The organism is Turicibacter sp. T129, from assembly GCF_025594975.1.
GTDB classification, from domain to species: domain Bacteria; phylum Bacillota_I; class Bacilli_A; order MOL361; family Turicibacteraceae; genus Turicibacter; species Turicibacter bilis.
This window is the reverse complement of sequence record NZ_JAMQUU010000045.1, coordinates 1-19,145: the sequence shown is the minus strand read 5'-3', so window position 1 is coordinate 19,145 and position 19,145 is coordinate 1. Positions and strand designations below refer to the sequence as shown.

The window sequence follows — 19,145 nt, the reverse complement described above, 5'->3', positions numbered from 1 at the left end:
TTTAGTTAACGTGTTTTGATTTACATTTTGGACAAACACCTTTAAATGCCATTTCACATTTTGAGATGTCGGCACCTGTTGATTGTTCCACAACTGATCCGATTCCATATAATTCTTGAATGAATAAATCTTGAACTTCTCCACACTCTAAACATAAAAAGTGGAAGTGATCTTCTAAGGTTCCATCGAAGCGATCAGGATAGCCAGGAATACTGACTTTTCTAATCATATCATGATCCGCAAGCTGCGATAAATTACGATAAACAGTCCCTAAACTTAAGTTCGGATTATCTTTCTTTAACATTTCATAAATGGCATCGGCAGTTAAATGCATCGGGTTATCCTTAATACAATTATAAATCATTTCTCGTTGTTTTGAATATTTCATCTAAACCACCTATTCTACATTTTAATACCCAATTATAGTATATACCAATATTATAATAATAATGATTACTAATTTAAGTATAGAAGAATAGTTTGAGAATGTCAATATGCTTCACCATATAAACTTAAGCTTTCTTTTTGATTAACTCTTCTTTTTTCACACGTGATAATTGCTTAATCTCATATTCACGTCGGCAAGCTGCTTGACGACTTTCAAAACTTTCTGCATATCTTAAGACAACGGGACGACGGCATCGAGTATACTTTGCTCCTTTTTTAGATTCATTATGCTCTTTAATCCGTTTCTCAACATTTCGTGTATACCCCGTATAGTACGTTCCATCTGAACACTCTACAATATAAATCCAGTGCATCTCTTTCTCCTTTACTTCTTCCAACCTCATCTATTCCCTATTTTACCGAAGTGAATTCTAATTGACAAATCATAAATTTTGTCAATCAGAAAAAGATAGGATTCTATCTTTTTTATTTAATAATTCTTAAGTATGGATTAATCTCCTCTACGAGTAGAACCAGAAATTCTAACGTAATGACAAATTGATTCGTCAGACTAATACACTTGATTTAATTCTTGAACCTCCCTATCTGTTAAGTTGGAGTCATCAATGACATTCCTACTAAATCAAATAATACCCGCTACCTCTAGCTTAACGAATTGTTCATAACGTGCAGCATTTTAACCTTCCATTAATCAAAACGATTCTGCATTTGGCGGCTATCCGATAGGTCTATTTCTAAGACATCATAGGGTTCTAAGATCTTTAATTCAAGCGGCGAAACATCATTTGCTCTGACTTCACATGACTCTAATTCATAATAAATTTGAGGAACTTCTAACTCTTGAGATCATAAACTCATTGATTTTAACTCTTTTTAACTTCCCCCAATTCGGACAAATCCCAGGTGTTTCAATCGTAAAACAGCACACCCTCTTTATAAATCATGTCCTCCCCCATCAAAATGATTAAAGTTGTTCACTCTGATTGACGATATATTCAATTAAAGTTTCTGTCATCGGAATAGCATCTGTTAAGTAACAGTCAAATTGTTCATAATAATCAATCGGATCTTCTACTTTCCCAAGTAAAAACCGATATCTCTTACCATATGGCCTTGGGATATATAATAATTGAATATAGGATCCAGCATGATTCCAACCTTTTGCTACCACGACATATCTGACTAATGCTCCATCACCTGCTTCATAAGTTCCCATCTCTAACTTTTTTAACTCCGCTAGTTGATCAAGATATTCAATTAATAATCCGACACGAACAAATCCATTTCGTTGATGATGAATCTTGTCTAAGTCTTTAATCATCTCCTCACACTCCTTTATGTGCCTTACTTAACTATATGCAGCATAAAACTCTCACATGAGTTCTGAGGTGATGATTTCCAAAGTAATAGCCAAAATGAATTAAAATTTGATGTTTTCTACTTTAACTCGCCTCATAAACACAACATTCATTCACAAATGTTTGTCACACTTCAGTTTTTAATCAATCGATCGGCTCCAATTCAAAGATATCTTGATTTAAAACAATAAAGTCCACAAACTTTCCAACGTTTAACGAACCTTTTACACACTCTTTAAGTGTTAAAGCTTCTTTTATATTCCACCTGATTCTAGTTGTCCCGATAAATCTTGACGTATGATCGCACAATATAAATTAAGACATATTCAACCCCACCATCCGTTCCAAGGGAAATATAAATCCCTTTATTCAACATTATTTTAAAGGCGTATAATGCTTAAAATCCCCCTTATCCATACGACGATTAATAATTGGCATATCAAAATTTAAGAAAACCAGTTGAGTATAAGTGAATATATTCAGCTTTACCAATCGTTCTAATAACCCATCATCGTGATTTGACAACGGACAATTCCATATCAATAATCTTAATGACATTGAAGTGATCCAATAAATTTAAAGTAGCCTCAATCGCTAAATCTCTAATGGCATAAACGACTACCTGCATCTTAGGCTTATGATTTCATTTAACGCTTCTTGTAAATAACAAAGATGAGTTGATGGAAATAGGACTGTCTCATCCCTGCAGTTCTTCCACCAGGTGATTGCTGTTTTCATTTCCTATCCCTCTTATTCGACTTCCTCATGTAAAAAAAGTAGGTCGGTGTTGACCTAGCTTCATCCCGTCCGTTTTAAAAATAAACTTCTACCTCATACCATCGTCTATACTACATTTTTTGTCATTTCATCATTTGAAAGCCATAGCTAACCAATAAGAGTTGAATGACCATCAAACAAGGAATGCCGATTTTAAAAGACCAGTGTTTCGTTTTATGCCGAAATTGCTGCATGCCCGCGTACACTCCAAAACTTCCAAAACAAGCGGCGCATGTAAATAATGCTTTTTCACTGATTCGCCACTTTCCCTGAATGGCACGTCGTTTATCAATTCCCATTAACGTATAGCCCACTACATTCATGCCAATCCAAACAAACCACCACATCCTATGATTCCTCCACAACAACTGAATCAAACACGACTGAAATAACCTTTGATAAATCTTGTGGATTGAGTTCCATCTGTAATCCAATCTTTCCTCCACTCACAATAAATGAAGAAAGGTCTTTTGCACTTTCATGAATGATCGTTTGATAATTTTTCTTCATTCCAACTGGTGAGCACCCACCTCGAATATATCCAGTTAATTTATTAATCTCACTGACTGCAATCATCTCAATTTTTTTCTCTTTCACCACTTTAGCTGCTTTTTTTAAATCTAATTCTTTAGCGACTGGGATGACAAAAACATAAATCTCTTTACTATTTCCTCGTGTCACCAGCGTTTTAAAAACTTCTTCTGGATCACGTCCTATTTTATTTGCAACTGAAACCCCATCAATAGCCTCCCCCGCTTCATACGTCATGAGTTCATAACTAATTTTATGTTTATCTAGTATGCGTATGGCATTTGTTTTAACTTTTGACATCATGTTAACCTCCTGATTATTCGATAAATTTATTATACAATGATTTTCTTAGTTTATCATACCTTTCCCTTAGATTTATGTAAAAACCTCCCACATCTACGCTAGATGAGGGAGGTTTTGATTCATTTATCAGTTTAAAAACTACGCAAACGCTTTTTGATGTAGACGCCAATCTTTAGCATATTCATCAAATAGTTCATTAATGGCTTGACCAATTTGTTGATAATCTTGCTCGTTTAAGTTAGCTAATGATACACGAATAGACCACGCTGGACCTTCAAATCCACTTCCATTTAAAAGAACAATGCCATAGCGATGTGAAAGATCAAATAAAAATTCTAAAACACTTCGTTCATTTTCTAAATAAGTGGCGAATGATGCCCCGTATTTTAATTTTGCCCAAACTAATAAATCATATTTATTGTAATAAGCCGTATTCAATTGGTTCTCAAGATACGGATAACCTTTTAACTCATTGTAAACTAATTGCTCACGACGACGACAAATAGCTTTTGTTTGTTCTTTATAACGATTTTCTTCATCAAGAATCGCAAAGACTGAGAAAATGGCCATCTGTACTTGTTGTGGCGTCGATAATCCAGCCGTGTGATTTAAAGCAACCTGACGACTATCTGCCACAATGCGATCAATAAACGGAATGGCATGAGGTGTTGTTGTTAAAGCTTCATAACGGTGGTGTAAGATTTGTTTTTCTTCGGCTGGTAACTTTGCCATCAAGTCGTTATAAACATTCTCTTTAGCTAACGCAATGACACCTAAGCGCCATCCTGTCACCCCAAAATATTTAGAATAAGAGTAGACACCTAATGTATTGTATGGCATCGTTACCATTAATGATTTAAACCCATCACAGAATGTCCCATATACATCATCTGTAATAATCATTAAATTAGGATGATAGGTTGTGACAATTTCATTTAAATAAGCCATTGATGCTTCACTCATCGCAACTGCTGGTGGATTACTTGGATTGACCACACAAGCTAATTTAATACTTGTATCTTTTAATTTATCTAATTCCTCTTTTGGATATTGCCACGTTGGTATCCCATCTTCATTTACCTCAGATGCATGAATCATAACAATCTCGAACTCATTGGATGGTAAATTTGCAATTTCAACATATGGAGTAAAAATAGGCACAAATAACGCAATTTTATCTTTTGGTTTTAAAAGATAATTGGCTTTTAGTGAATCAAAAATACAGCACATCGCCGCTGTTCCACCTTCAACAGCAAATAAATCATGCGTCGACGTTTTAACATCTCCACCCATTTCTTTTATTAAATAATCTTTAACCACTTGTTCAATTTTAATCAGCATTCGATCAGGAACTGGATAATTATCACCAATGATTCCATCCACTAATTCAAAGACCCAAGCATCTGGATTAAACTGATGTTCTTCAATTCCATATTCCACAATGGCACGCAATAAATCAATACCTGGGGCTTCTTTATGCGTTTGAACATAGGCTAAAAAGCGCTCATAGGCTCCTTCTTGCTGTGGCATTCCCGCCAAATCCCCCTCACACCATGTTAACTGCGTTTCTTCAACAGCAAACTGACCTAAGGTAAAAAAGGCTTGGCGTGGTGTAGCCGCCGTCCAATTGGGATTTCCACGTCCTGCATTTAAAATCTGATGATTACTCACCTGTTTTGATTTTTGTGCCATTTTAATAAATTCATCTTTTAATTCAAATGGACTTAATGTTTTTACTTTTTCAATTAATTGTTTAATGTCATTTCTTCTTAAATTTCTCTTTGTTGTCATACTTGTTCGATACCCTTCTATTATCAACTACCTATCCTTCCACACTTTCTAATAAAGGCCGGATTTTGCTAGATATAAATAGCTTCTGATTTAAAAACAAAAGCTATGTTAGATGTTATTCCCCATCAAAGAATCACTGATATTAATCCTCTTGTGATGAGAGAAATCAACTCATTCTTTGAATCAATATATAATTAATACCAAATTCAATCTGGTCATCTAACCAATCTACGATTAAAAGCTTCATCTAGCATAACTAATTTACCATACTCTTGATTGAAAACAAATAGCTTTAACATAATATTCGATATTTTATTCTCGTTTAATCTAACTGAATGACATGAGATCAATCTACCGCCATCACCTCATTCATTTTGAACCGATTATAGTCATCACCTTTTGGGGCATAGATCCTAAGATACTAACTATAACCTATCCTCTTATTTTGTACAATATGACACCTTAGACTAGCATGATTATTGCACCCCCCCATGAACTACCACCAAATAAATCACTAAATCGTTCCATCTTTTTAATATGCTCATAAGAAAAGGGCCACCATTTCTATGATAAAAAATAGGATAATAGCTCGCCTTCTCAACCTTTATTAAAAGGACTTCTAACATCTCATTTCATCCTTCCTCTAAAAATAAAACTTTGATAAATGAAACTATTCCGATATAAGATAACGTCTATTTGTCTAATCCAATAGAAATTTTAATTTTCTTTAAAAGGCAACGCTATCAACGTTTTAAAACCTCAATAACATGGTCTAACAGAGCGAAAAATAAAAAGAGGAATGTGAGCTCATTCCTCCTTACGTATCCTTTACTTATTCTGAACGTATTTTTTTGACAGCTAAGCACTCAGCAAAGCGCATCATTAATTCATCCATATCAATGTCGCTTTCTTCAATTTTTAATCGCCCCTCTACATAAAATAACGTATTTTTATAAACACGCTTTGGATCATTCACGGTAATGTAACAGTCATTTCCAAGATAGTAGAACTGATCCAAATCATTATGTTCAATGAGTCGTTTAAAAATAGGGCGCTGCTTATGTTCTTTCGTTAATGTCGCGATCGGTAGAACGACGACAAATGGATACTTTTCATTATGGTTATACTGATCTTTTTGAATAATAATGCATGGGCGTAACTTAATTCCTGTCACCACTTCAAGACTTTCTGAACGACGTTTTCCGGTTTCAGGTTCTGAGACTCCTTCAAATCCATCTGGTCGTTCGATGATTCGATATAAGTCTTCATGCTGTCCATCTTTCTCGACAAACCGAAACGGTCTTCCCTGCGTATACGGTAATGCGACATAGAAGATTTTCCCTCGATGGATATCTTTACTTTGAACAAGTCGGGGTAAATCCATTCGATTATTCTTCTTTCTTCACAGCATCTTCAAACTCTTTAACACCTGAACGATTTTCTTCTAAGTCAATGATATCGAATAAATTTTCTTCAAAGAAAGCCGCGACGTCAAATTGTTGAAGAGGTGTTTTTTTGTGGTTACGCGTACTTGAGGAAGACTTTGTTTCTCTTTGTAACATACCTTTATTCCACCCATCTTTGCCTCGATTAACCATTTTCTTCACCTCGAATTAGAGATTTCCTAAGTTCTTATCCTACTTTAAAACAACTACAATCCTTGCTCTACTGTATCTTATTCGTCTTTAGGTTTGAAATATATGTAATCGCCCGATGAATCGTAGATTTAACAACTTTATTCATGAAAAAAGAAGCGACTAAAAACTCTTCCTCATATGGTTAACAAAAGGGGTAACGTCTTTTTTGACGTTACCACATCTTTTATTCCTGTTTTAAATACTTATTAGAATCTTCATTAGTAGATTTAGACTCTAATAAAAGATCCTCAACTTTTTATTTCAAATGATTTCCATATAAGACTAAAATTCTTAAAATAATGTGACCGAATAGATCATAATTGGGAATTAACTCGATTCCACATACTTGAACCATCAGTGGAATTAATGAAAATAAACTTAGCTAAAATCCATAATTTCTGACACGCCACTTTAACTAATCTAATAGTTGTTTCATTTCAACTCATCTCCTGAGGGATTGATGAATTTTATTCTTCTAGTTAAGTTTACTACGTCAAGTGAGACAAATAAAAGCCAGAAGCAATATCTGTGATTTAGCTATCTATCCATAGAACGGTACGGGGGTGAACCCTTCCCCCACGATACTATATGAAATAGAAAAAAATTTGACTTTTCCTTTGTCTCATTCCACTCAAACAAAAAAAGACCTCATCATCCCTGGCCACTTCTGCAAGGTCTTAAGGTCTTTTTTTATTTTTTTTCTTGTTTTTGAATCAGATAATAACTCCATACACAACCAATCAATGCAATAATCACACACCCATAGCGTAACCCTTTCGTTTCAATCCAAGGTAGCATACTTTTAGTTAAACCTAATAAACCTAAAGTTATTAATGTGACTAACAAATACATCTGAGGCTGTCTTCGGTACTGTTTTAGCACGATTATAAAACAAGCCATCAAAATCATTAGTTGAATAGCGACTTTCACAACGTTCTCCTTTATTCATCTAGCTTAGTTTAATTTTATCAATGGAAAATAGCTAAGACAATAGCTATTTGAATGATTTATTTAAAAGAGCTAAAATCAAGTCCGCACTCTCCTCTTGTCTTAACGAATTACTCAAGACCGTCACAACTTTATTTTTTGTCTCTATTCCTTTGGCCTCTAATAACTTATTTCCCTCTAATCGAATGGCATAAACATGGTCATCCTCTGCTAAAAGATAATCACTTGAATCGATTCCCTCTACTTCTTGTAACAGTTCATCCAGTGGTTTAAAAAGTCCTTGTTCGTAAAAATATGAGAAATCATTCTCCTCCAAGATAAACACATCCAGTTCACTAATAGCCACTTGAGCAACAAACTTCTCTAAATAGACTTGGGTTAAATCACTAGAACTACTTTCGATATTATTAAAAGGATAAGTATAAATGCGAATCGTTTCGTTCTCTTCTGCTTCAGACTTAACTAGTTGAGTTAACTGCTGTTCTAACTCCGTTACATCCGTCCTTTCATTGATCATTTCTGAAATCACGACATTTAGCAAAATAGTTGACTGGTTAGCTACCTCCCTTATAACAGTTCCCATCAATACAAGAATTAAACAAGCCCCAATCACATGATATCGATAATAATCCCAAAAATAACTGCATCGTTTTTTCATGGTCATCTCTTTTAACTTAATATTTTGTTTCACCATCTCTACTCCCCCTTTATCTTATGATGGGTCTATTTTACCAAATAATTTAGAGATTGAGTAGCATAAATGCAACCGTTTTCTATTTTTGAAATTGAATCCTGTGTTTAACTTTCAGTAACACCTCCTAACGAAGGCAATGAACCCTATTTCTTCTCTAAAAAAATCCGGCATGAAACTGATTCAACAGTAGTTTCATGCCGGACACTAAGATTCAATTAATTTATTTCTCTAGTTCAAAAATAATCGATTCAAATGGTCTTAGAGTTAAACAAGATAACTGCATCGATGAATCTTTGTAATTTGATAAAATAATTTGTTTAGCTGTAAATTTAGGTAAACAAATAATCGCAGGTTTCTCAAAGAAGTTTGAGACAACTAATAATTGTTGATCATTTGATGTTCTTAAATAAGCATAAACATTCGGATGGTTCTCACTTAATTGTGTATACTCACCGTAAACAATGACATCTTTATAAGAACTAAAACGTCTTAATTCAATTAATTTACGGTAATGTTGTAAAATTGAATCTTCGTCATTGATTTGATCTTGAACATTAATCGTTTGATAATTCGGATTTACTTTAATCCATGGTGTTGCCGTACTAAATCCGGCATTTTCTTCATTACTCCACTGCATTGGTGTTCTTGCATTATCACGTGCCGTTACGGCAATATGACGTTTAACTAATTCTTTTGGATGTCCTGCTTGCAATAAGAGGTCAATACTTTCAAGAACTGAAACATCACGATAATCTTCAAAATTTTCATAATTAGCATTTGTCATCCCAATTTCTTCACCATTATAAATAAATGGCGTTCCCCACATCATAAATAAACTTGTCGCTAACATTTTTCCAGATTCTTTATGATAATGAATCGGGCTACCGTATTGTGACATGACACGTGGATGATCATGATTTAACCAATAAAGTGGATTCCATGCCTTATTATATAAACCTAATTGCCATTTTTTAAATACTTTCTTAAGTTCGATTAAATCGGTTTGATTACTCCATGTTTCACTTAACGAATTAAACCCATTATTTAACCAACAGTGATCAAACGTAAATACCATATCTAACTCATTAGATGAAGTCGATGCATATAATAAAGCATCGTCTACACTTGCTCCTCCACCTACTTCACCAACAGTAAACATATCATAATTTGAGAACACTTCTTGATTTAACTCTTTTAAGTAATCATGAACCTTTGGAAGATTTGAAAATTTTGACCAATCTGGTTTATATCGGCCATCACTTTCTAATGTTGAATCAGTAAACGTTAAATCGCGATCAAGATGCGCTACCGCATCAACGCGGAATCCATCAATTCCTAATTCAAGCCACCATTTCACCATTTTATATAAATCTTTACGCATTTTTTCGTTTTCCCAGTTTAAATCAGGCATTTTTCTTGAAAAAATATGCATATAATATTCATTTGTCGCCTCATCTTTTTCCCAGCAAGACGGTGTGAAAAATGAAGCCCAGTTCGTTGGCTCTGTTTCATTTCCAAATTCATCGACTTTTCCTTTTTGCCAAATATAGTAGTCACGATAAGGACTATCAACTGATTTTCTTGCCTCAACAAACCATGGATGTTCATCACTGGTATGATTTAATACTAAATCCATCACAATTTTAATGTCACGTTTTTTAGCTTCTTCTAATAATTGTTTAAACTCCTCGATGGTTCCAAATTCTTGAGCAATTTGATAATAATCCGACACATCATATCCATTATCATCCATTGGTGACTGATAAACAGGACATAACCAAATAATATTGATTCCTAAATAAGCCAAATAATCTAGTTTACTAATAATCCCTTTTAAATCACCAATTCCATCTCCATTGCTATCACAAAAGCTTTTTGGATAGATTTGATATCCTACGCCTTCTTTCCACCATTTACGTTCTGCTCCTGTCATTAACTTCATCCCCTCTTAGCTTTTGTTAGTTACAGCACCATTTTATCATAGGTCATAAGCACTATCTAATCCTTCCTAACTGTAATCGATTCCATGTTATCACTTTATTGGTATAATCTCTCATTTTTGTTTTAGGTGAAAGGGACGTAAGCACTGCCACAAACTAATCGTTCGTTACATTATAAAAGAAATTAATATTTAATCCTATAAATAAGGTTGAACTTGCTGTTAGCCAATCCCTAATCACTGTCTGGATTTTCTCTCTTACAATAACTTGATTCGTCTCTTTAAATAAATCAGACGTTTTACTAAATCACATAATTCATCTCACCAATAAGACATTCGTCTCATTTCGAAAATTAAATCATAAATTTTCATGTCATTCCTGTGCTTATTTTCAATCCTCTTATCTTAATCCCCATCACTGAATGATAAGTGTTAACCGAGCTAATCGGTGCATCCCCATTCAATATTTAGTTCAATATGGCGAATATGCCATAAAACGTTATCTATTACTATAAAATTCACGACTTATACAATATATCCATATTTTTTTTGCATTTTATACCATCTACAGCCAATTCCATACTAGTTTTCAACATTTTTTATGTTTTTTTTATGTTCTTTGTTAAAAAAAACACAAAAAGGACTTACTTTATTGTTCCTTTATTGCTAGAATATAGCTTGTCTTTGAGATACAAAATTAAACGTAGGGGGTATAAACACATGTTAAAAGGTAAACTTTTAATCGCATTAGCTTCAGCTGTCTTATTCTTAGGGGCTTGCTCAAATGAGACACCACAAGAACAAGAACAACCACAAACAACTCAATCAGAATCTCCTTCAGAGACAACTGAAGGATACACAGGAGCATTAACTTACGAACGTTTATATGATCCAACTGGAGCAAAAACTGATGTTGTTTCAATCGTCATGGAATTTGAAAACGGAAAACCTACATCAGTTGATATCGACGTATTAATGGATGGGCAATCTAAAAAAGAATTAGCTGCTAGTGGTGAATACGTAATGAGCACAGAAGAAGGTGCATTACAATGGGATGCACAAATCGTAGAATTAGAAAAAGCTTTAGCAGATAATAACTTTGACACAACAAAAATCAACATCACTGATGATGCTGGACATACAGATTCAGTAACAGGAGTATCAATTAAAGTTGGAACTTATGTACAATTAGTACAAGAATTGATCGATGCTGTTGCACAAGGTAATACTGACTTTGAATTCTCTGGTGTGAAAACAACAGAAATCGAAGGTGAAAAAGGAACTAATATCATCGAAATCGTTTATGATAATGGAAAAGCTGTTAACTTAAACATCGATATGATTCAAGAAGACGGATCTTCTAAACGTGCCGCTTCTGAAGAAGGAACTTATGACATGGGTGGAGAATTAGCTTGGCATGAGCAAATGGACTTATTAGAAGACTTCATCGTTGCAAACAACTTTGATTTATCAAAAGTAAACTTAACTGATGAAGATGGACACACTGATGCAGTTTCTGGTGTATCAATTAAAGTTGGTTCTTACTTACCATTAATCGAACAAGCTTTAGAAAATAAATAATTTCTGATTTAAGAATAGATTGAAAAAAAGGTGTAGAATGCTGATTCTACACCTTTTTTGTCATTGTTTTAATCAATTAAAATCAGAAGTCATTTCCAAACGTGTTGTTTCTACCGCAACATTTGCAGCAATTTTGACGACGACAAGCGCACCATCCGCGACGATAACCTTCACGTAACCCTTGTTGATAAGCACGGCGAGCACAACAACAGCAATTTTGACCCCATTGACAGTTACTAGATCCTTGATTACTGTATTCTTGATTAGCAGATTGAGAAGAGGTTGTTGATGAAGACGTATAACTTCCCATCCATTCATCAGAAGCGTTATACATCGATGCTGTATTTGTACTCGCTTGTGAAGCAGCCATTCCCCTATTACCAGATAATTGATAAACAGACCCTGTTGCTAATACATTTCCGGTTGCTAATACTTCTTTATCTGTCATGATTGGACGTTCATGAGGTTTTAGAGGCGGTTTTTTACCTCTTCCTCGTTCTTTCTCATCTTCTTTTTTATCTCGCTGTTTTTTACAACGTTCTTTTCTGTCAGAGTCTTTATGACGTGCCTCTTTAGCATCATATTTTCTTTCATCATCGTCTTCTTCAGCATATTCCCAGTCGTTGTTTTGTTCAAAACTAAAACTTTCATCACAATCAAGATATTTAGTTGTAATATTATAATTATTATACATTTCGTTGTCCCCTTTGTTCGTTGTAATTTCAACTACAGTATAACTTATTCATTTATAAAAATAATGGATATAGTTTGGCCTATAGACACTATGAATTCTAGAAAATACTCAAACTAAATCCGCTAGCAACAAGACCAATATTTCATAATGAGCACTATCTAATAGCCACTAACTTGCGATGCAGCTACCTCCTTATCTGACTGTTGGAACATAGGCACACAAGCTTGATTCAGTCACTTATAAAAAACACGCTATCATTAACAATAACTCCCCTTATTTAGTTTATCATCATTGAATGATCCTAACTATTCACATCACACGAGTTCACATGACTTTAGTCAAATCCTATTATTAAAAAAGTTATATCTAACTTGTCATAACAACAGCTTAGATATAACTCATTTTTATGAATTAATTAATGTCTAGAATAAAAAGAAATCATCATCATTGTTCATGTTGTTATTTGTAGTTGAATTATTTGCTGTGAATCGACTGTTTCCAAAACAGCATCCATTGTTTGATCCTTGGCGGTACCCATCTCTAAAACCTTGTTGATAACCTTGACGACATCCATCTCTAAAACCTTGTTGATAAGCACTGCGACTGCGACAGCAACATCCACCGCGCATCATAGATGTTCCAGTCGTACTTCGCGTACTTGATATACCTGATGTACTTGATGTATTTGAAGTCAAGTTCTGATTACTAATTGTAGAATTAGTTGAGTTACCTACACGGTAAACATTCCCTGTTGCAAATACATTTCCAGTTGCTAAAACATCTCCACTTGTAATGATTGGACGATCACGACGTTCTCGATCATCAGGATGGCGACGTTCTCGATCATGTTCTCGATCATCAGGATGACGACGATTTCGTCTTCTACATCCACAATTATCATCGTCATTATCAAAATTAAAGATTGAATCAGGGTCAAAATTAGTAGTATTTATATTATTATTATTTCTATTACGCATATTTCTTCAGCTCCTTTGAACATGTTAATTTCAACTACACTATAATTTATTCATGAACTTTATTTTTGCATATGCTTTTATACATATTCTTGTCTGATGTTGATATTTATCGTTTAACCATAGAAATATCTAACATCTTTTGTTATAATGACCTAATGGATTAGAAAGAATATACAATAGAGGTGATCATCAGGATGACGCAAAATAACAATCAATATGAAATCGATAATGATGTGGTTAAATTAACAGTTTTCAACAAAAAAGGAAAAGCCTTTACGGCTCAATTTGATTTAGAAGATCTTGAAAAAGTTAAAGCATTAGGAACGTGGCATGCCCAATGGAATAAAGACTTTAATAACTATATCATTCAAACCAGTACAGAAGTTATTCAAAAAGGTAAAAAACGTTATATTAAACCTACCCTACAATCAACCGTCTTAGGAACAAGTCCTAACGCACCAATCCGTCATTTAAACGGTGATTTATTAGATAATCGAAAATCGAACCTAGAAATATATAATCGTCGTCAAATCAACGATTATGAGGTTTTAGAGAATCAGGTCATTGCCATTCATTTAAAGGACCGCTATGGAAACTTAGTCAATAAAGCATTAATTTCTGCTGAAGACCTGGATCAAGTCGTAAATGAAAAATATACATGGGTTTGTCAGAAGAAAGCAAATGGTCAACCTTATGCCATTGCTCATACAGAAGCAGGACGTGTTTACCTAGATACTTATTTAACAAACTGTCAACCAGGGTTCCGTGTTCATCACATTAATAAAAACCCTTTAGATAACCGTCGTCAAAACTTAGAGGTTAAAGCATTAGAAATCGCTCAACCAACTGAAATCTAATAAAAAGCAACTGAAATCTATCAGCTGCTTTTTATGTTCGTTTAATGGTTATTTTCATAATTTAATAAACTCCAGAAAAGATTTTTACTTACCTGAATCCTTTAATCGGTCTAAGAAACTAAAGTACAGCTTTTCCCTACCTCATAAAAACCCCGCTACCAAAGTAGCGGGGTTTTGTATTAATGAGTTAATTCTAATTCCACTTCGACACCAAAATGATCCGAGACCACTTCTTTATTTTTGCCATTAAAAATAACATGTGATGACTTGACTCTGACTGGTTGATTCGTTAAAACTAGATCGATACGTAAATCTTTTTTATTGTCAGACCACCCATCGATCTTACCTTCAACGGTCATTCCCTCATCGTTTATGTTCGCTACCTTATAAGTATCGATTAAACCTTTACTTAATAAATAGTCATATCCTTCGTCACGAATATTTGCATCATTGTTAAAATCTCCCATAACGATATTGAGATGATTTGGATTTAACTGCGCAACTAATTCATTCACTTGCCCTTGAAATGGCTCTTCTTCATCATGATACCAACCTAAATGACATGAGTATACCGTAACGGGTTGATTTTCATGCATGATTTCTAACCCAATGACACGACGAGTACGGAAGTTTTTAATATCGTCACTCTTTGTCACTAAAAAAGATTTTGCATTGTTAATTTCACATCGTGTTAAAATGGCTAATCCTTCTTCATAAATATCAAACCCAATATGAGCAAGATCCCACACAAATTTATAATCATTAACGCCTAACTTCATTAATTCACTTAATAAAACGACTGCATAATTATCTTGTTTTACTTTCTCTGAAGTCGTTGTGTCAATTAACTGCATGACTTCTTGTAAAGCAATGACATCATATTGTTTTTCTTTAATGACTTGTGCTAAATGTTGAATTTTTTCAATTTGGTTTTCTTCTTGCCAAGCATGACAATTTAAGGTTAATAACTTCATAAATAATCTCCTATAGACCTAAAATATCTTGAATTTCTGATTTTAACACGTCTGCTTTTGGTCCATAAATCGCTTGGATTCCATTATCTTTAATGATTAATCCTAATGCTCCTGTTGCTTTCCAATCTGGTTGGTCTGAAACAGTTCCTGAATCTTTAACTGTCACACGTAAACGAGTCATACAAGCATCTACATCTACAATATTTTCAGCTCCACCTAACAAGAAAATGATATCATTTGCTAATTGACTACCAGATGCTGCTGTTGTTGATGTTGATCCTTCTCCTTGTGTTTCATCTTCTTCATTATAATTTCCTAATCGTCCCGGAGTTGCAATTTTGAATTTTTTAATCGCAAAGTTGAACACCCCGAAGTTTAAAGCAAAGAATCCTAAACATGCTAAGACAAAGTTAATCATATCTCCCGTTAATCCTGCATTCGCCATCATTGGAATACGAGTAATGAACTCAATGATACCAAAAGCATGGATACGTAAGTTAATAATATCAGCTAAAGCAAATGCTAATCCCGCTAAAATTGCATAGCATAAGTATAACACAGGTGAAATAAACATGAACATAAACTCTAATGGTTCAGATACCCCTGTTAAGAATGTTGCTAATGCTGCTGAAATAAACATTGATTTGTATGCTGATTTTTTATCTGAATCGACATTTCGGAACATGGCAAAGGCAGCTCCCATTAAAGATGCAGTTGATAAAATAACTTGACCTGCTTTAAAGCGAGCTGGAGTCACTGCATTTAATAACGAGTTATAAGCTTCCATATCACCTGCTGACTTTAAGTTATTTAAATCTGTTACCCAAGCTAACCATAAAGATTCTTGACCTGCAACGATTTGTCCAGCATTTGAACCTGTTAAGATTTCATACGTTCCACCTAATTCTGTATAATTCATTGGAATAGTTAACATATGGTGTAAACCGAATGGTAATAATAAACGTTCACCTGCTCCATACACGAATGGTGCAAGAATTGGTGCTGTATCTTGTGAAGTTGCAATCCATTGACCAAAGTTATTTAAAGCTCCTTGAGCAAATGGCCAAATAATTGATAAAACTAATGCTGTCACTACTGATCCACCGATAACAACGAATGGAACAAATCGTTTCCCATTAAAGAAGGCTAATGCTTGTGGTAATTTATTAAAGTTATAGTATTTGTTGAATAATGATGCTCCTAAGAACCCTGAGATAATCCCAACAAACACTCCCATATTTAAAGCTGATGCGCCTAAAACTTCAGTGAAGTAATCTGAAACAACCATCTCAGATCCAAAGAATGATTGAACGGTTGCAGTTGGATCTGCCAACATTGCTGTTGATACTCCAAATAATGCTCCCGTAATACGGTTAATTAATAAGAATGCGATTAAAGCCGCAAATGCTCCACCTGCACGTTCTTTTGCCCATGATCCCCCGATGGCAACCGCAAATAGGACATGTAAATTTCCGATAATTGCCCATCCGATATCTTCCATCACTGTAGCAATCGTTGCAATAACAGCAATATCTCCCCCTGACATTCCAACTAATTTCCCTAAAGAAATCATAATCCCCGCTGCTGGCATAACAGCAATTACAACCATTAAGGCCTTTCCAAATTTTTGCCAGAAATCAAACGACATAAATCCTGGTTTTTTCATAACTATTCCCTCCTAATAACTCTATATCATCATAGCTTAATTTAAGCTGTAGATGCGTGCTTCAAATGGCTTTAATGTTAACTCTTGAATTGACTCATGTTCCTCAACTGGGATATTTGATAATAATAACTGATCCGTTGAAACTGTGATCTTTTCTAAGTTAATACTTGTTTGCTTATTCGTTAAGTTACATAAGATAAGCACACGTTTTTCACCTAATGTTCGTGTATAAGCATAAATCTCTTGATGATCTTCAAACACTAAGTCATATGTTCCATAAACGAAGATATCTTCTGATTTTCTTAAAGCAATCATTTCTTTATAGAAGTTTAAAATCGAATCTGGATCTTCTTCTTGTGCTTCAACATTAATGGTTTGATAGTTTGGATTAACTGCTAACCATGGTGTTCCAGTTGTAAATCCACCATTTGCTTCATGACTCCATTGCATCGGTGTACGACTATTTCCACGTGCTGTGGCCCAAATAATTTCCATAATATCTTCATGACTCATTCCTTGTTCAAGTTTAGAATAATAAAGTCCCGTACTTTGAACATCTTGATAATCCTCTACTTTATCAAACTGAACATTCGTCATTCCAATTTCTTGACCTTGATAGATAAATGGTGTTCCCTTCATCATAAAATACATCATTCCAAGAGATGTAGCACTTTCTTTCCAATAGTTTTGATCATCCCCCAGTGTGGATACAATACGGGCTAAATCATGATTTTCAATGTATAACGCATTCCATCCGACACCTTCTAATCCTTTTTGCCACTTTGTTAAGATTTTTTTCAATTGACGGACATCTGTTCCTTGATCGCCATTATCCTTCCATAAGCCTAAGTGTTCAAATTGAAACACCATATTAAATTTTCCTTCTTCTTCGCCAACCCATAGATGAGCATCCTCAATTTTAACGCCGTTAGCTTCTCCTACCGTCATAATATCGTATTTATCAAACGTATTTGCTTTTAAGTCGGCTAATAAAGGATGAATCCCTTCCACATTCATATGTTTATCAAATGATGAAACATATTTTAATCCGTGGGGATTTGGCATATCTGTTAATCCCTCTTCTTTTTTAATATGACTAATCGCATCTACTCGGAATCCATCAATTCCTTTATCTAACCACCAATTCACCATTTCATATAATGCTTCACGTACTTCAGCATTTTCCCAGTTTAAATCGGGTTGTTTTTTTGAGAATAGATGCATATAGTATTGTCCAGTATTTTCATCATATTCCCAAGCTGAACCACTGAAGATACTTTCCCAGTTATTCGGCTCTTCCCCATTTTTTCCATCACGCCAAATATACCAATCTCGTTTTGGATGATCAACCGATGAACGAGATTCGATAAACCATGGGTGTTCATCACTCGTATGATTGATGACTAAATCTGCAATTAATTTCATTCCACGCTTATGTACCTCTTCTAATAAGCGATCAAAATCTTCCATTGTTCCAAACTCATCCATAATATCTTTATAGTCACTAATATCATAACCACAGTCATCATTTGGTGATTTATAAAATGGGCTCACCCATATGACATCGATTCCTAACGCTTTTAAATAATCAAGTTTTAAAATAATACCGTTGAGATCACCAATTCCATCTCCGTTCGAGTCCATAAAACTTCTTGGATAGATTTGATAAGCCACAGCTTCTTTCCACCATACTTTATTCATCTTCTCATACGACTCCTTTTTCTTCTTTCCTGCTGCTTATGGTAAAGTGTCACCTTCATTTAAAACGTTTACAACAGAAACTGTTCCGAAAGTAAACGCATTACTTTCTTCGACACCTTGATTATATCGCTTTCACAATAAGAAGACAACAGACAATCAACATGTAACCGATAACACGTTTTTCGACAATTACTGTTCTTTTGTATAAAAATAGTTATAAAATTTATTTTGTCTAAAAATCGAGTAGGAGATAATTAATTAATTTAATCATCGTCCTCTCACACCACCGTACGTACGGTTCCGTATACG

General features: G+C 34.4%; 18 protein-coding genes. 2 read left to right on the top strand and 16 right to left on the bottom strand.

Going from position 1 to position 19,145, the window contains the following annotated elements; genetic code table 11:
* Position 1: 1 nt before the first annotated feature.
* The 11 genes from NEH75_RS09115 to NEH75_RS09065 form a co-directional block, all read right to left on the bottom strand.
* Complete coding sequence (locus NEH75_RS09115; protein ID WP_055243631.1) at positions 2-388, bottom strand: Fur family transcriptional regulator; 387 nt, start codon at positions 386-388, stop codon at positions 2-4.
* A gap of 124 nt (positions 389-512) precedes the next feature.
* Positions 513-761, bottom strand: a complete 249-nt coding sequence (locus NEH75_RS09110; protein ID WP_055275717.1) for a GIY-YIG nuclease family protein — start codon at positions 759-761, stop codon at positions 513-515.
* A 611-nt stretch (positions 762-1,372) separates the two neighbouring features.
* Complete coding sequence (locus NEH75_RS09105; protein WP_055243626.1) at positions 1,373-1,729, bottom strand: hypothetical protein; 357 nt, start codon at positions 1,727-1,729, stop codon at positions 1,373-1,375.
* 897 nt (positions 1,730-2,626) lie between these two features.
* Positions 2,627-2,890, bottom strand: coding sequence for a DUF1294 domain-containing protein (locus tag NEH75_RS09100; protein ID WP_055305850.1), 264 nt, complete (start codon positions 2,888-2,890; stop codon positions 2,627-2,629).
* 1 nt (position 2,891) lies between these two features.
* Positions 2,892-3,374, bottom strand: a complete 483-nt coding sequence (gene ybaK, locus NEH75_RS09095; protein WP_055305851.1) for a Cys-tRNA(Pro) deacylase — start codon at positions 3,372-3,374, stop codon at positions 2,892-2,894.
* Positions 3,375-3,515: 141 nt separating this feature from the next.
* Entirely contained in the window at positions 3,516-5,168 is a 1,653-nt protein-coding gene (aspD, locus tag NEH75_RS09090) for an aspartate 4-decarboxylase (protein ID WP_055305852.1), read from the bottom strand.
* 832 nt (positions 5,169-6,000) lie between these two features.
* On the bottom strand, positions 6,001-6,552 hold the full coding sequence (locus tag NEH75_RS09085; protein ID WP_055243617.1) for a type II toxin-antitoxin system PemK/MazF family toxin: 552 nt from the start codon (positions 6,550-6,552) through the stop codon (positions 6,001-6,003).
* Between the two features lie 4 nt (positions 6,553-6,556).
* Entirely contained in the window at positions 6,557-6,730 is a 174-nt protein-coding gene (locus NEH75_RS09080) for a hypothetical protein (protein WP_237252561.1), read from the bottom strand.
* Between the two features lie 765 nt (positions 6,731-7,495).
* Positions 7,496-7,735 (bottom strand): hypothetical protein, encoded by a 240-nt coding sequence (locus NEH75_RS09075; RefSeq protein WP_055243611.1) that lies wholly within the window; start codon positions 7,733-7,735, stop codon positions 7,496-7,498.
* A 64-nt stretch (positions 7,736-7,799) separates the two neighbouring features.
* A complete protein-coding gene (locus NEH75_RS09070; protein WP_055275712.1) occupies positions 7,800-8,447 on the bottom strand; it encodes a hypothetical protein in 648 nt (215 codons plus the stop codon).
* Between the two features lie 220 nt (positions 8,448-8,667).
* Entirely contained in the window at positions 8,668-10,380 is a 1,713-nt protein-coding gene (locus NEH75_RS09065) for a glycoside hydrolase family 13 protein (protein ID WP_055243607.1), read from the bottom strand.
* Between the two features lie 726 nt (positions 10,381-11,106).
* On the opposite strand from NEH75_RS09065, the gene NEH75_RS09060 reads away from it, so the two are divergent.
* The gene (locus NEH75_RS09060; protein WP_055305855.1) at positions 11,107-11,967 is read left to right on the top strand and encodes a hypothetical protein; all 861 of its coding nucleotides are present in this window, start codon (positions 11,107-11,109) and stop codon (positions 11,965-11,967) included.
* An 82-nt stretch (positions 11,968-12,049) separates the two neighbouring features.
* Here NEH75_RS09060 and NEH75_RS09055 read toward each other — a convergent pair whose 3' ends face one another.
* Complete coding sequence (locus NEH75_RS09055; RefSeq protein ID WP_055305856.1) at positions 12,050-12,661, bottom strand: hypothetical protein; 612 nt, start codon at positions 12,659-12,661, stop codon at positions 12,050-12,052.
* Positions 12,662-13,083: 422 nt separating this feature from the next.
* Complete coding sequence (locus tag NEH75_RS09050) at positions 13,084-13,638, bottom strand: Yae1 family protein (protein ID WP_262948793.1); 555 nt, start codon at positions 13,636-13,638, stop codon at positions 13,084-13,086.
* A 194-nt stretch (positions 13,639-13,832) separates the two neighbouring features.
* Here NEH75_RS09050 and NEH75_RS09045 point away from each other — a divergent pair, with 194 nt between their 5' ends.
* Positions 13,833-14,495 carry a hypothetical protein gene (locus NEH75_RS09045; RefSeq protein WP_055305858.1) on the top strand — a complete coding sequence of 221 codons (663 nt, stop codon included), beginning with the start codon at positions 13,833-13,835 and terminating at the stop codon, positions 14,493-14,495.
* Positions 14,496-14,674: 179 nt separating this feature from the next.
* Here NEH75_RS09045 and NEH75_RS09040 read toward each other — a convergent pair whose 3' ends face one another.
* Genes NEH75_RS09040 through NEH75_RS09030 form a run of 3 tightly spaced genes read right to left on the bottom strand, consistent with a single transcriptional unit; the run spans position 14,675 to position 18,836 of the window.
* A complete protein-coding gene (locus tag NEH75_RS09040) occupies positions 14,675-15,469 on the bottom strand; it encodes an endonuclease/exonuclease/phosphatase family protein (RefSeq protein ID WP_055306062.1) in 795 nt (264 codons plus the stop codon).
* 10 nt (positions 15,470-15,479) lie between these two features.
* Positions 15,480-17,135 carry a PTS transporter subunit IIBC gene (locus NEH75_RS09035; RefSeq protein ID WP_055306061.1) on the bottom strand — a complete coding sequence of 552 codons (1,656 nt, stop codon included), beginning with the start codon at positions 17,133-17,135 and terminating at the stop codon, positions 15,480-15,482.
* A gap of 36 nt (positions 17,136-17,171) precedes the next feature.
* On the bottom strand, positions 17,172-18,836 hold the full coding sequence (locus NEH75_RS09030; protein ID WP_055306060.1) for a glycoside hydrolase family 13 protein: 1,665 nt from the start codon (positions 18,834-18,836) through the stop codon (positions 17,172-17,174).
* Positions 18,837-19,145: the final 309 nt, after the last annotated feature.